Origin of the sequence: Dysgonomonas sp. 521 (assembly GCF_010501055.1) — a bacterium.
Classification (GTDB): Bacteria; Bacteroidota; Bacteroidia; order Bacteroidales; family Dysgonomonadaceae; genus Dysgonomonas.
In genome coordinates, this window is record NZ_QVMO01000034.1 from 50565 (window position 1) to 64287 (window position 13723).

Annotated in this window: 17 protein-coding genes and 1 pseudogene; 5 read left to right on the forward strand and 13 right to left on the reverse strand. The window is 39.2% G+C overall.

The window, feature by feature from the left end:
* The first annotated feature begins 51 nt into the window (after positions 1 to 51).
* From D0T84_RS10975 to D0T84_RS10995, 5 genes are read left to right on the forward strand one after another with little or no spacing between them, the layout of a single operon-like run.
* Complete coding sequence (locus tag D0T84_RS10975) at positions 52 to 264, forward strand: hypothetical protein (RefSeq protein WP_163307919.1); 213 nt, start codon at positions 52 to 54, stop codon at positions 262 to 264.
* 1 nt (position 265) lies between these two features.
* On the forward strand, positions 266 to 490 hold the full coding sequence (locus D0T84_RS10980; RefSeq protein ID WP_163307920.1) for a DUF3873 family protein: 225 nt from the start codon (positions 266 to 268) through the stop codon (positions 488 to 490).
* 20 nt (positions 491 to 510) lie between these two features.
* Positions 511 to 2493 carry a ParB/RepB/Spo0J family partition protein gene (locus tag D0T84_RS10985; RefSeq protein ID WP_163307921.1) on the forward strand — a complete coding sequence of 661 codons (1983 nt, stop codon included), beginning with the start codon at positions 511 to 513 and terminating at the stop codon, positions 2491 to 2493.
* Positions 2494 to 2548: 55 nt separating this feature from the next.
* Complete coding sequence (locus D0T84_RS10990) at positions 2549 to 2728, forward strand: hypothetical protein (protein ID WP_163307922.1); 180 nt, start codon at positions 2549 to 2551, stop codon at positions 2726 to 2728.
* Complete coding sequence (locus D0T84_RS10995) at positions 2725 to 2952, forward strand: hypothetical protein (protein WP_163307923.1); 228 nt, start codon at positions 2725 to 2727, stop codon at positions 2950 to 2952. The genes D0T84_RS10990 and D0T84_RS10995 overlap by 4 nt, the downstream gene beginning before the upstream one ends.
* Positions 2953 to 3099: 147 nt before the next feature.
* On the opposite strand, the gene D0T84_RS11000 is transcribed toward D0T84_RS10995, so the two are convergent.
* From D0T84_RS11000 to D0T84_RS22955, 13 genes and pseudogenes are all read right to left on the reverse strand, one after another.
* Positions 3100 to 3684 carry a histidine phosphatase family protein gene (locus D0T84_RS11000; RefSeq protein ID WP_163307924.1) on the reverse strand — a complete coding sequence of 195 codons (585 nt, stop codon included), beginning with the start codon at positions 3682 to 3684 and terminating at the stop codon, positions 3100 to 3102.
* 4 nt (positions 3685 to 3688) lie between these two features.
* Entirely contained in the window at positions 3689 to 4285 is a 597-nt protein-coding gene (locus tag D0T84_RS11005; RefSeq protein ID WP_163307925.1) for a hypothetical protein, read from the reverse strand.
* Between the two features lie 4 nt (positions 4286 to 4289).
* Entirely contained in the window at positions 4290 to 6812 is a 2523-nt protein-coding gene (locus tag D0T84_RS23300) for a tetratricopeptide repeat protein (RefSeq protein WP_163307926.1), read from the reverse strand.
* A 3-nt stretch (positions 6813 to 6815) separates the two neighbouring features.
* Entirely contained in the window at positions 6816 to 7937 is a 1122-nt protein-coding gene (locus D0T84_RS11015) for a hypothetical protein (protein WP_163307927.1), read from the reverse strand.
* 17 nt (positions 7938 to 7954) lie between these two features.
* Positions 7955 to 8392 carry an HIT family protein gene (locus tag D0T84_RS11020; RefSeq protein ID WP_163307928.1) on the reverse strand — a complete coding sequence of 146 codons (438 nt, stop codon included), beginning with the start codon at positions 8390 to 8392 and terminating at the stop codon, positions 7955 to 7957.
* Positions 8393 to 8556: 164 nt separating this feature from the next.
* Positions 8557 to 9000 (reverse strand): PH domain-containing protein, encoded by a 444-nt coding sequence (locus D0T84_RS11025; RefSeq protein WP_163307929.1) that lies wholly within the window; start codon positions 8998 to 9000, stop codon positions 8557 to 8559.
* A 32-nt stretch (positions 9001 to 9032) separates the two neighbouring features.
* On the reverse strand, positions 9033 to 9647 hold the full coding sequence (locus tag D0T84_RS11030; RefSeq protein ID WP_185155727.1) for a M23 family metallopeptidase: 615 nt from the start codon (positions 9645 to 9647) through the stop codon (positions 9033 to 9035).
* 148 nt (positions 9648 to 9795) lie between these two features.
* On the reverse strand, positions 9796 to 10254 hold the full coding sequence (locus D0T84_RS11035; RefSeq protein ID WP_163307930.1) for a DUF3872 domain-containing protein: 459 nt from the start codon (positions 10252 to 10254) through the stop codon (positions 9796 to 9798).
* A gap of 44 nt (positions 10255 to 10298) precedes the next feature.
* Positions 10299 to 10883: a conjugal transfer protein TraO gene (locus D0T84_RS11040; RefSeq protein ID WP_163307931.1), complete on the reverse strand. Its 585-nt coding sequence runs from the start codon at positions 10881 to 10883 to the stop codon at positions 10299 to 10301.
* 2 nt (positions 10884 to 10885) lie between these two features.
* Positions 10886 to 11839 (reverse strand): conjugative transposon protein TraN, encoded by a 954-nt coding sequence (gene traN, locus D0T84_RS11045; protein ID WP_163307932.1) that lies wholly within the window; start codon positions 11837 to 11839, stop codon positions 10886 to 10888.
* 44 nt (positions 11840 to 11883) lie between these two features.
* Positions 11884 to 13224, reverse strand: coding sequence for a conjugative transposon protein TraM (traM, locus tag D0T84_RS11050; protein WP_163307933.1), 1341 nt, complete (start codon positions 13222 to 13224; stop codon positions 11884 to 11886).
* Positions 13205 to 13489 carry a TraL conjugative transposon family protein gene (locus tag D0T84_RS11055; protein ID WP_163307934.1) on the reverse strand — a complete coding sequence of 95 codons (285 nt, stop codon included), beginning with the start codon at positions 13487 to 13489 and terminating at the stop codon, positions 13205 to 13207. The genes traM and D0T84_RS11055 overlap by 20 nt, the downstream gene beginning before the upstream one ends.
* Before the next feature lie 6 nt (positions 13490 to 13495).
* Positions 13496 to 13723: pseudogene (locus tag D0T84_RS22955) on the reverse strand (conjugative transposon protein TraK); the annotation flags it as partial.

Genomic DNA, 13723 nt, shown 5'->3' on the forward strand with positions numbered 1-13723 from the left:
GTGGGCTTTATCCTCCTTTTGATAGTATTAATTTTCTAAAACATAAAAGATATGAAACCAAAGTATTTCAATTCGTTAGGCTCGTTAAACGAGTATGCAAACAATTATCCGAACAACAGTTTTTCGTTTGAGCATAACCCCCGAAAATGCGGATGCGACAGCGTTAGATGCAGTTTCGATGTTACCGACAAAGAGGATGCCGACATTTTGGAAATCCTTGTTATATGCCCCATTTGTGCCAATAATTCTAAAAACAGACAGTAATATGACACAGCCTAAAATGAACCTGCACGGAGTATCAGTATGCCCCGCAGGAGAAGAAAATTACGAGCATTACAAGGATTTTCGCGGGAAATGGCTCTACCAATACGATTATCGAGACACGGACGGAGAACTTTTTAGCGTAGTGGTGCCGACCCTTACCGAGTGCCGAATGAGGCGGGATAAGTGGTTAAATCAAAAAATAGCAAAAGCAAATAACAATCAATAATCATTCAAATAATTACAATTATGACAGCAATTAAGAACAACGGCACAGCCGTAGCAGAGAAAGCAAACGAAGTAGTAACCGCAGTAGTGGTTAGCAAACCCGCAGACGGACAGCGCAAAGCCGTAAACATCGCATCCAACTTGATAGAGCCGAGCAATTACAATGCACGAAAAACATTCGATGCAGATGCACTCAAAGAATTGGCGCAAAGTATCTCCGTTCATGGACTGATACAGCCCATTACGGTACGGCGTAAGGGCGAGAAAGGCGAACATTACGAAATCATTTGCGGGGAACGCCGTTTCAGGGCGTGCCGTATGCTCAAACTTGCCGAAATCCCCTGTATCGTTCGGGAAGTAACAGACGAACAGGCGTATGACCTTTCAAGCTCCGAGAACTTACAGCGTGAGGACGTGCCACCAATGGAGGCGGCAGAGGCTTATAAACGCCTTATAGACACAAAACGGTACGACATTGCAAGCCTCGCCGTACAATTCGGCAAGAGCGAGAAAAATATCTATCATACGCTGAAACTTTGCGACCTTATCAAAGGAATTGCCAACCTTGTAAAAGAGGGCAAATTGACCGCATCGGCAGGAATAGTTATTAGCAAGTATGACAAGAAGATACAGGAGGATATTTTGAACGACCGATTAGGCAAGGACGGCGCAGGCGAATGGTGCAATATCTCGGCTAATGCGTTGGAGGGTAAAATACGGAATTGTTATACGAACAACCTTGATAATTACAGTTTTGACAAATCCAAGTGTCTGAAATGTATTCACAATTCAAGTAATTTCGACCTGTTCGCCGAGAATGGCGGTTGTGGCAAGTGTACCAACAAAAAATGTTTGTCGGACAAGCAAACGGCATACCTTGTAGAACAAGCGCAAGCCGTAGCCCTTGCCGACCCGAAACTCGTCTTTGTCGGCGAACAGTACAGTCACGATAACGAGGCAACCCAAATAATCAAAAAGGGCGGTTATGAGTTTAAGAACGTGCAAACGTATAACCTTAATTCATACCCCACAGCCCCGACCGAACCGCAAGCCTCTGAGTATAAAAAGCCCGAAGATTACGACAAGGCGCAGGAGAAATACGGCAAGGAACAGGAAAGGTACACCAAGCAGACCGCACACCTTGAGGAACTGAAAGAACAGGGCAAAATCCGTGTGTACGCTAAAATCGGCGATAGTAACGTAAGAATGTACTACAAAGAGGTAGCCACTAAAGACACCAAGAGCAACGAGCAGTTAATCGCCGACCTTACCGCCAAGAAAAAGCGTAACAACGAATTGGCAGACGAAAAGACCGCCGAGGGCTTAAAAGAACTTTTGCGCACGGAACAGCTACCGCAGTCGGCATTTACCGCCGATGAAGAAACAGCAATGTATTTCTTTATGCTTTCCAAGTTGCGCCGTCATAACTACAAAGCCGTAGGACTGAAAGAAAACGACTATTACGGCTATCTGACGGACGAGAAGAAACTCAAAATCGCATCTTCGCTGACAGAGGAACAGAAAACCATTGTACGCCGTGATTATCTGTATAGCCATCTTACGGACGGCACAAGAACCGTAGGCGATGAAAAAGGCGGTATGCTGTTGGCATTTTCAAAACAGCATCTACCCAAAAAGACAGAGGAAATTGTAAGCACTCATAAAGAGGATTACGACAAGAAAAACACCCGATTGGACGAACGTATCGCAGGGCTGAAAAAGGCTGAAAAGAAAGCGAAAGCCGATGCCAAAGCAAAAAAGGCAGAGCAGACCGCCAAGACGGAGAAAGCCTCTAAAACAGCCGAAAAAACTATCAAAAAGGAAGTGAACGCCACCGCCCCGAAGTCGGAAACTGCCAAGCCGAAAGGCAAGGAACAACCCAAAGCAACCCAATCCGAAAAGAAAGAGGCGAAACCAACACCAATACCGACACCGCAAGCGGATAAAGTGCTGATTGTCGGAGTACCTAAAACACAATCTAAAGCGGAGGCAGTAGCGGTATAAATTTGAAGTTCAACAAGGGGCGGGAGAAATCCCGCTCCTTAAAAACATTATCAAAATGACAGTATTTATATTATTCCAAACAGATATTCACAGGACAAGGGCAAGCCGTGTCTTTTTCGGCGTGTTCACCTCCGAGGCGTTGGCGATAGATCACGCCAAAGAAAACGGCTTATATACCTGTGATGCAGAAGTCGTTATAATTGAGTGTGAAATTGATAAATTCGGCGAGGTATGAGGATAGGCGCATATATCGGCAATCCGATTATTGCCACACAACAAGATTATTACGAACTGGAGGAACTTTTGCACGAAATAGACTCGCAATGTAATTCGGTACAACTCCGACAGGAGGTTGTTATTATTGAGAATATCGCCCGCAGGACGTTTCATTATCCACGCAATCCCACAATTCAGTGGGTAGCCGGGAGGCTGCGGTACATGGTCGATAATGGACTATAAATGCCTTTGAAAACGATTTTAAGAACTTATATCCGGGCAGGGGAAACTTTGCCCGGACTTCTTTTTCCATGAGCCATTAACAATGCTTTATGCGGGAGAAAAAGAAGCAAAAAGCCGATAATTGTATGTCTTTCAGATAAACAATCACTATTTTAAATGCTCAATATTATTATATTTTATTATTGAGTATGAACCTTTTTCGTATATAAGTTGAGTTATACTCGCATTTTCAAAATTAGGAATAGAGGAAATGTTTCCTATTTTATCTTTTAATGCCGATTTAATAAGGGCTTTATTAAAACTATTATGTGATATGATTAAAATAGATTCAGATTGATAGGTATCTTCTAGGTATTTTAAAAAAATATTGGCACGTTTAAATAATTCATCCAGACTTTCTCCATCTACTGAATTTAAATCTGTAATATTACCCTTGTAATCAGGAATATCACATTTACGCTTACCTTCCAAACTACCAAAACTTCTTTCTCTTATATCAGATGTAACTATAATTTCTATATTAGGAAGCCTTTCTAGTATTTTGATGCAAGTGTCATGTGCTCGCTTTAGATCGCTTGAAAAAATCTTGCTAAAATTATATGAAGATAACTCTAAAGATAATCTAGCTGCTTGTTCTTTTCCCTTTACGGATAATTTTCCAGGCAAGTGTCCTTGAATTAAGCCATTGATGTTTTCTATAGTTTCACCATGCCTTATAATTGTTAATAACATTGATTTAAATTTTAAAATCACTTGATTGTAGGTCATTTATGAATAATCTTAACCTTCCAACATATTCTCTATATTCAGGACTTAATTTTGTAATAACACCTGTTTTGACAAGATCATCAATGTCTTTAAATTGTGCAATAAGTAAAACAATGTTTTTACTATCCTGAAGATTCAACCTTAAAAAAGCTAAAACTGCTTTAATATCTCCTTGTTCAATTAATGCTTCAATTTTTGTTTTGGCATTAACAGAGGAAATGCAACTACTATTATTAAATTCTACAGTGTTATTTTTTTCTGGATTTTGGGCGATCTTCAGCATTTCTATCTGAGTTTCAATTAGTTTTTTTAATAGTGTCGCTTTTTCAGGATCTTTGTCATCCAGTTGATGTATATTATTGCAGATCGTATATTGCAATAAATCAAGCTCTTGCAATTTATTTGTGGCTTCAATATATTCGGGTTTAATGGAAATTTGACCAATCCCCAAATTAAATTCACTTAGTGTTTCAGAGCTCATATTTGCAGATAAGCCTTTAATATCCAGTGTTCTTGTGCTGTATGTGAAAAATTTCTTACATGGATTTTTTCTGAAAAATTGCATATTATTATTTTTTAGAATTAATTAATTCGTTCATCTCTTTTATTTCAGACTCTCTATGATACAGCCAGGATCCGCAGTAATTATAAACCTCTTGTAATGCGTATCTGGCCTCATCTAGCAATTCTCTTTTATAGTAATATTTTGTTAAATCCAGATATGCACTTATAGCATGCGAATCTGTTGGATAACTTAATAGTTTTTCCTTATTTTTTGATAACTCATCTTCAGCAATGACTATGAGGTGTTGAGAATCATCCTTGAAAATAGCAATTCGCAAATTCAACACTAATGAATTTAGAATATATTCAGAATCCTCGGAAATATATTCTAAATACTTTTGATATTCTTCATAAAGTTTCATGATTTCAGTATAATCTTTTCTGTCAAGAGAAAAACAAATAATATGGAATAGACAATAGGCAATCCGTCTCACTTGTGGAATTTGTCGATATAAAGAAAGACATTTTGAATGATATTTTTTTTGCTTTTCAGAGTCGGACATTAAACCATAAACGATACCTAACAAATGTAAGTTAATTCCGATACGATGCAAATTTCTTTCTTTCCAACTTATACACAAAGATTTGTTATATTGCTCTATGGCCTTTTCATACCTACCACAACTTTGATAAACATAACCCAAGTTGTGATATAAAAATCCATCCTGCGATATATTTAAACCGTCATTATACCATTCAATAGCATTATCATAGTCTTTTCTCATCAAATAAATATTCCCAATGTTATTTATACATCTTGCTGTTTCACTGTTTAGATTATATTTTCTTAAAATCGGAAAAGCAAATTCAAACATTGGTAATGACACATTGCTTTCATCTTTCTCATCAGATAAATAAAACAGATGACCTAATTGTAGTTTAATTCGACAATCTATTAATTCATCATAATATTCATCATTTAACTTGATAAAAACTTCTGCTTCTTGTAGCTTAATTAAAGCTTCGTGATTATTTCCCAAACGGACAAAGTACTTCCCTAGTTTTAAAGATAAAATTGCCACAGTTATTATTTTGTCTCCTAGTTCATTCCGATATTCAGAACAATTTGCTAGAACACTTAAAACGTGTGGTAATAAAATGTCGAAACTTTTAAATTCATCAACATCTATTTTGTTAATATCAATATCAAAGACTTCATTCATAATAGAGGAAATATCTCTTAGGTAATTAATATACTCCTTGTCTTTCTTGATTGAAAGTTGTACACCAAATTTAATAAGTCGATGAATAGACAACAATTCTGTGTCTGAATTTGCTTGTTCTGCAAGATAATAACTTAACAATTCACTTTTCGATTCTCTGAGTTCAAAGCTATCAAAAAGTGGGTTGTCTGGAATTGAATAAATGCTTTTGTCTTTGTTCTTTAATTTTTCAAGAAACAAATTAATAGGAATGTTATCTGGGGCTAAAAACGAAATGAATGTTAAAAATCTTTTTGTGCTTTCATTGAGAGAGTTATATGAAAGTAATATAGCATTCAATACAGAGTTTTTATATTCATTTGCATGGTCTTTTTCATTCAATACACGTGATTTATTTTCAGATAACAAGTCAAGATATTGGATAATTGATATTCTCTTTTTTTTCATGTAACCAGTAGCCTGTGCTATAGCTAATGGTAATCCAGCAAATTCATCGTAAAGTTTTTTTGATTCACTAGCATCATGAATAGTGACTTTATTTTGAAGTAAAAAATTTTCATAGTCACTTTCAGACCACTCTTTTAAATGAATGTGCTTTTTAGGACTAAAAACATAGTACCAGTCCAAATTTTGAGAAGTAATCAGTATCTGTTTGGGAAATTCTGTTCTTGGGAAATATTTATCTGCAAATGTATTAGGGCTTTCATCTTCTTTCGTTCTGTCACAAGCATTATCAAAAACGAGAAGCCATGTTAATTTAGTTTCTGTAAGTGCCGTTTTTAAACTTCCTAAAAATAGGTCGATATCTCCATTATAGGTAATATTAAAATATTTTGCAAGTTCTGATAAATCACTTATAATAGATTCTGGTGATTCAGAATTAACGAACCAAACGACATTAAATCTATCATCAATTGTATAGTCGAGAGCGACCTTTCTTGCTAAATAGGTTTTACCAATGCCAGCCATACCCAAAACCAAATTTAAATATGGGCGGCGATCTTCATCATTTATTAAGTTAATAATATCAGAAACATAATCAGCACTTACTGATAAAAATAGATAATCTTTATCAGGAAGATTTGTAATTTTAGGTTTTACATCAACATTCTCTACATAAGAATCAATGATGCTGAGAATAGAATTATTTATTATTGTTTTTTCACGCCTATGATCTTCACGTTTTAAGATGCCGATATTTTTTTCATTTTCTAAATCATTATATTTACTTAATAGCAATAAAAAACTGTTGTAAACACTTTTATGTTCACTTTTTCCTTTAAATGCATCACACAAAACCTTTAAGGCTTTTAATGTTTCTCCATTTTCAATTAGGATATCAACACTGTCTTTTAAATTATTCACAAATCAATCTGTATTGTTTATCCAATTAATATTACCATGCTTGGAATGCGAAAATCGTTGTTTTATTGTTTTTATAACATTCCCTTTATAATAGTCAGACATAACATTGAAATAAAAATCAGGACTATTAGGATTATCACAAAACATCCTTATATCCCCCTTAATACGTTCATCTGAATTAATAGAATATATATTATTTGCAATTTGAATTTCTTGCATAGAGTTAATAAATTGAATTTGAGACAAATTAGGATATGTTTTACCCCAACCATGTGGTATTAGTTTTACATCTCCAACTTGAGGGTCATTTTTATTAACTTCATATAAAAAAATATTCTGACCTAATGCGGAAAAAATGGGTAATATTTTCTCTGATTTTGCAACAAAACAACCAATGTTTATTGATTCCTGTGAAGGCATACCATAATGATGTTCAATATTACTGTCCTCTATTTTTGTTAATCCCTGAGCAAAGTTTTCTGCAAAGTAATTATGCCTATTAGTGTTATATTCTGGTATACTTGAGGCAATTTTCCAAAAAAGTTCAGCATTTTTTCCTTTAATGAACCGTAAATATCTATTATTCTCAACAAGAGTATTTAGACTATCCCAATACCAATTATTAGGCATGGGATACAAACCGTTATCTAATTGTTTTTTAAATTCAGATGCAGAAGAATGCATTATCAAATAGCTACTACAATCATCTTCCCCTAAAATAATGAAATGGTTTCCAAGATTAAAATTCCAAATATATTCGTTTTCTAATGACATTATCTTTTTTATTCGCTTTTCAAAGTCATTGATTGTGTAATCATTTAATTTATCTGAAAAACGATAAACGCTACTTGTGCAAACTCCAACTGTTGTATCAACAGGTACAAAAGGAGTATTACAAGACCATTCAACAAAACATCCAGTTAAAAAGCCTCCTGATATTCGTCTTACATCATCTGGAAGTCCTATATCTATTGAGGGCGTAATTCTTGCTGTCGCATTATTATCTACTTTTCTAACAGCACTTCGTAGTATTTGCTCAGTTCCTTCTAGCCAATTAAATAAAGCATCATAGAATTGTGGACTATCAAAATTGCATTTACGAATTATATCATGTATAGTTGTCATTGATTGTTGTATTTTCCCTATTTGCTGCTTTTTATAAGTAAATCTTTGATTTTATGCAACGTTTCTGATGAGAAGTTAGGAGCTGTTAATTGTGGTAGCTTAGGCCAGCCTTCATCTTTGAATTTTTGACCATCAAATTCTTGTTCGATGCTATATCTTGGTATTACATGATAATGCAAATGAGGATCAACCATCATTAACATTAGATAATTGATTCGGTCATAAGTAAAATTAACTTTTAAAGCACGTTCGATTACTTTAACGATTAATGCTAAGTCAGATCCTTCTTCTTCTGAAATATCAGAAAAACTCTCTGTATATCTTTTCAAAGACAAAATACCTGCACCAAGAGTATTATGTACTGGTCTTAAAGACCATATCCAAAATTTACTTTCATAAATTTTAAACTCCTCAACTTTGAACTTCTCTTGAAATGCTACAAAATTTTCATTCATAATCACAGAAATTTAGTTGTTAATAACTTTGATAATTAGCGATTGCATACCCTATTCGCTCGTTGCAAATATACATATAAAAAAACACCTGACAAAATTACTTTTTAAGTGTTTTTCAACAACTTACCCAAAGTTGCTTATCATCAATCTCTTCATGCTTCTACCTATCCAATTTGCATATTTATCTCCCTCCGGAACGCCAGCGGATCGGCAATAAATGGATATGAACTTGTAACACCTCCGGTAGTAACCGTAATCGTTCCGAAGCCGAATATCCGTCCTAAAACACTTTGCTTAATGTGCAGACCTTCGCACTTTGCCAGCACCAAATCTACCGCACGGCGGCTGATAACACCTGTTTTCAAAACCACCCGCTTATTGGTTACAGCATAAGCCGAACCTATTTTTACGAGTAGCCTCTGAACGAGGGACACCACCCCGATAAATAACAGGAACATCCCGCCATAATGCAGCACACCTGTTTCCGAACCATACAACCACCATCCCAGCAACAGAAGTACAAGCGGTTGTACAAACAGGAAGAAATGCAGCTTTGCAACATATTTAATCTCTTCTCCGGGCTGTAAGTTTTGTTCTATGTAGTTCATAATCTGTTGAATTTTCGTAAATATAAGAAGTTTCATTTATTACTTTGGTATTTTCCCGCCTGTATTTTCATTACAAACAGCAGGTAGCACCATCCGGTCGGATTTAGGAAGCGATTACCTTTCCGTATTTCGTAATGCAAGTGACTGCCCGTTGCTATCCCTGTACTACCTACGCAAGCAATTTGCCGGGCTATCTCTACCGAATCCCCTACATTTACCATTGTCCTGCTTAAATGCGCATAGAACGAACGGAAACCGCCTGCGTGCTGAATCTCGATATAATTTCCATATCCCGAACAGTACCCTTTACGAACTATTATTCCGTTACCTGTGGCATATACCGGAGTGCCTTTTACGCCTGAAACATCAATCCCTGTATGGAATTCCCACACCCTGTAAATCGGATGTTTACGCATCCCGAAGCCCGATGAAATACGTTTCGGCTTCTTAACCGGAAAAATCACGGGATAGTCGCATAGTTCACTGGTAGTCATTTGCAGCGAATCGGCTATGCGCTGAAATTCCGATACAGAATATATCTGCTCCATACATTTTTCTATCTCCGGCTTTCTGTTTGGAGAATCGCCCGGCTGCCCTGATGCAGACAGATAAAATAAAGCGATGAAGAACATTAGTATATATTTCATAGTCTGTTTGAATGAAAGTAAGCACCCGAAATAAATTCGGGTGCTTTCCTGTTAGTCTATTTCCTCTCCCCACAATTCTACGTCTGTCGGGGCATTCGTCAACGAGCGGGCTATACATAGCCAGCAAAGGACATTGAATACGATATAACTACAAATTATCATTATCATCTTCCGTTTCGTCCTCTCCCTTATCATTCTGAAACGAGAAAGTCTTTTGTACCACCTGCCCGTGATTATCTTCGATATACACGTCAATTACCTGCTGGTCGGAACAATGGGAAGTGTAATACATCCGGAATGTTTCTTTTTCCAATGGGTAAAGGTCATTTGGCAGCAACACACGCCCATCATCCAGTCGTAATTCCCCTATACCGTCAGGCTGGAACATCCGAATGAAAAACTTCGTGTCCTGATAATTTCCCTCTTTTACGATCTGGCAACGGATTTCAGCCACCTCTCCCTGAACGATTTTTTTCTGAACCGGCATAGTAGCCAGATCAAATGCGTAAACCTTATTAATATCCATATCGTCGTTACAGGCTAAGGCCAGTAGCATTATCGCTACCAGCTCGACTGTTATCCCGAAAAAACTCTTTATTTTTTTCATCTTTGTTTTCTATATATTTTGTTAGACAAAAGAGGTTGCACCCCTTAGTTGATTATAAATTTGATTCCGATACCGAACTGCGGATGGAAATGCCCCGTAGAGTTACCCCACAGGATGCGCTCACGCCCTGTAAGGAGTAATACCACACGGTCGGACAGATAGGTTTCCAGTTCCAACGTAATTGCCCCACCATAGATAAATGCGTCTTTGTGCCGGAGCGTAGAACCGTCATACAAGGTCTTTTCTCCCCAATTCGAGGTTTCGTACCCGGCAAGGGCAGAACCACCCAACGAGAGCAAAAAAGTCTTTGACGGGTCAGACAGGATTTTCAGATAGTAACCGCCTTCAGCGGTAAACTGCGAAACCGGAATGCGGATCGTCCGGTACGGGTAGTACCGTTCCATAAACTCCGCACCGAACATCCACTTATTGCCGTTCTTTGCGTAAGTAGCCATAGCCGCTCCGAAGTAGTATCCGGCCTCGTTATCCTGCGCAGACGAATAGATACCGTCCACCATTCCCGATGTTACCTGTATGCCCCGCATACCCGGTAATTGACGTTGTGCGTGTGCTTGGTCTGTAAAGACCAGGCACAGCACAATCGCCATGATAAAAGATAACCGCTTCATGGTTATTTTACTTTCAGTTCGTTAATAACTTTTGCGCGTACTAAATCGGCATTATCAACCGTAAACCGCTGATGTCTGCCGCCCTCTTGCTCATTCAGTTCGATAACGAGCATTTTATCATCGGGTATCGTAAATTTCGGCAGGGTGAAAATCGTGCGCTCCGTGCGCTTACCGCCTATTACCATCAAATTATTATAGGCTCGAAGCGGCCAGATCACCTGTTCCTGAATCGCAGTACGCTTGGCGACCTTTTTATCTACAATTTTGAACGTGATATAATCTATATTGAACGGCACGTTGGACGAGTTTTTCAGTTGCAGGTGGAAATACAACAGCCCGTTATGGGTATAAACACCCTTTAACGTATGCTGTATGCCGAAACGCTTACTGCCCAAATGCTTTATTTCCCGGTCATTGTTTTTGTAGATGGACTGCATAATCAGCTTGACAAGTAGCGGCGATTCCTGCCCCAACTCCTGCATATAGACGGCAAGGGCATTGTTCGGACGGTTCACCGCCTCGCCATCATGCAGGAAGTCGGTCATTTCAACGGACAGCTTTACGGGTTCGTCCGCATATTTAACATTGAACGTATAATATGCACCATCTTCGGTAATGACGGACAGATTACTCTCCCGGCTAAAATCCCGTAAAGCGGCTTTCACTCTCAACACGTTTTCCGTTCCGTCCGCTTTCGCCGCGAGAAGATCTGCCGACCCTAAATCGACATACCTAATCGATGCGGGGAAAATAACGTGAACTGTCTTATTAAATGTAACCTCCAACGCATACGGCGGTATCATCCTATCAAACGTCAGCGGGCGGGTAAACCCCTGATAGTAGTCGCCCGTTGTGGGCTTAGTTTCTATTACGGTAGCCGTATCATTGTCTACTTCCTGCGCGTTGGCTGCAAATACGCTCACCGCAAGGGCGAACATCAAAAAGATTCGTTTCATACTTTTAATTCTTAATTCGTTAAACATTGATTTTTTAGTGGATTTTAATTCTCTTTTGGTAAGAGCAGTAGTTTATGATTGGCTTTCAGCGTAACCTTAACCACGCTCATTTTCTTACTTACATACTGCGATGCCCCTTGTATAAGGCTTTTCCCTATATCGGCGGCAAACTGCGAACCTGCATCATCGGTAATCGTAATGCTTGACCCTGCCGACTGCGCCATTTGCGAGGCTATTTCTTTGGCGGCTTTTATCTCATCGGAGTTGGGTACGGAAATCCCCCGTTGCCCGTCCAAATCATATACTTGCAGCTCAACCGGAATAATGTTGCCTGCATACTGTATAGAGTTTACCGTAACCTCCATCCGTTCACTACCGATACGACACGCCCCGGTAATAATCGAGTTGGCAGGGATAAGGATATTCCCCGCTTGCATCGGCTCTAACAGCCGGATTTGCACTTCCCGTCCGCTTGTCAGCGTTACGGTTTGGTTCACACAGGCACGGATGCTGTTTTTGTCTTTCACGCCCTCGTTTCCGGCGGCAGTAAAAAATCCCATATTGCGGGGCTGGCTGAACGATTCTATAAACTCATCGTCCGACATCGGCGCAGAGAGCAGCGACACTACATTGTGGCGCACCTGCTTTACGGGCTGAACATTAACCTTGTCTTTCGTAGAGGAAACAGCATTGTTATTTTCGGCTTGTCCCGTCTGTGGCGGCATATACCTCGCCGCCATCGCATAGGATTTTTCCAGTAGTGCCGTTTGTTCATCCTCTGCCGCTTTCCGTGCTTCGGCTTCTTCCAGCTTGCGTTCGAGTTCATTCATACGCTCTTCGACAGCGAGTTCCTGTTCGCTCTTCCCGGCAGGTTCTTCGTACCATTCTCCCAACTGCTTATTTATATCCTGATAGGCATTTGCGGAGGCTTGCAGATTATTTACTGGTTTCGTTTGCCGGGCAGACGGATTTTCGTAATACTCCGGCTGATTAGATTCTGCCTGCTTAGGTTCTTCCGCTTGGTCAAACATGGTCGAAAAGTCCTGCAAAGAACGCATCCGTTCCTGTTCCTTTTGCCTCATGGCTTCCTGTTCATAGGCATTTCGCTTATCTGAAACAATACCCTCGTCTTTGGGTACGGGTAGTTCGGCATTTAAGCCCGACAGCCCTTCAACCTTTGTTTCGTCTTTGTCTGTCGGGGCGAAGATCAGCCACATAGCACCGCCGAAAATCAGGAAGAACAGCGGCATAATCAGCATCTTTTTGCGTTTCTGCCTTTCCGCCATCGAAAGTTCTTTTTTCGGTGGTTTTTGAGGCTCTTTTTTATCCGGTACATGTGGTATCTCCGGTTGCTGTACCTCATTATTATTCACTTGATCGCTCATACTGGTAATGATTAAGATTGTTAATACTATCCCTTTGCTGCTGTTGCAGTTTCAGGCTTTCTATCTGTTCTATCGGCATTTGTTCCCCCTTGCCTTTACCTAAATTGTAAATAGAAGAAACGGTCATGTAGATAGACAAGCCGCTGAATACGATAAGCATGGTAACGATTACGATTACCCGCGCATCAGGGCTTAACGGTCTGACAAGACTACGCAAGCGGTCTTCCAGCCATTCGTTTACACGTTGAATGATTTTCCGTATCATAGCTACCTACCTTTCCGTTACCCGGATGTCCCGGTTTTCCACGATCTCGAATTTCTCCATAGTGAAACCGTGCGGGTTATTGTCCGAGCGTACCGAGTTAATCAGGTTGCAACGGGTTATCAAGCTGCGTTCAGTCATGTTCGACTGCCGGAGGATCATCTGCCGGGCGTATGTTACCGCCGTATAGGGGTACACATCGAAGTTGCAGGCGATACTATCCACCTGTACGATCTG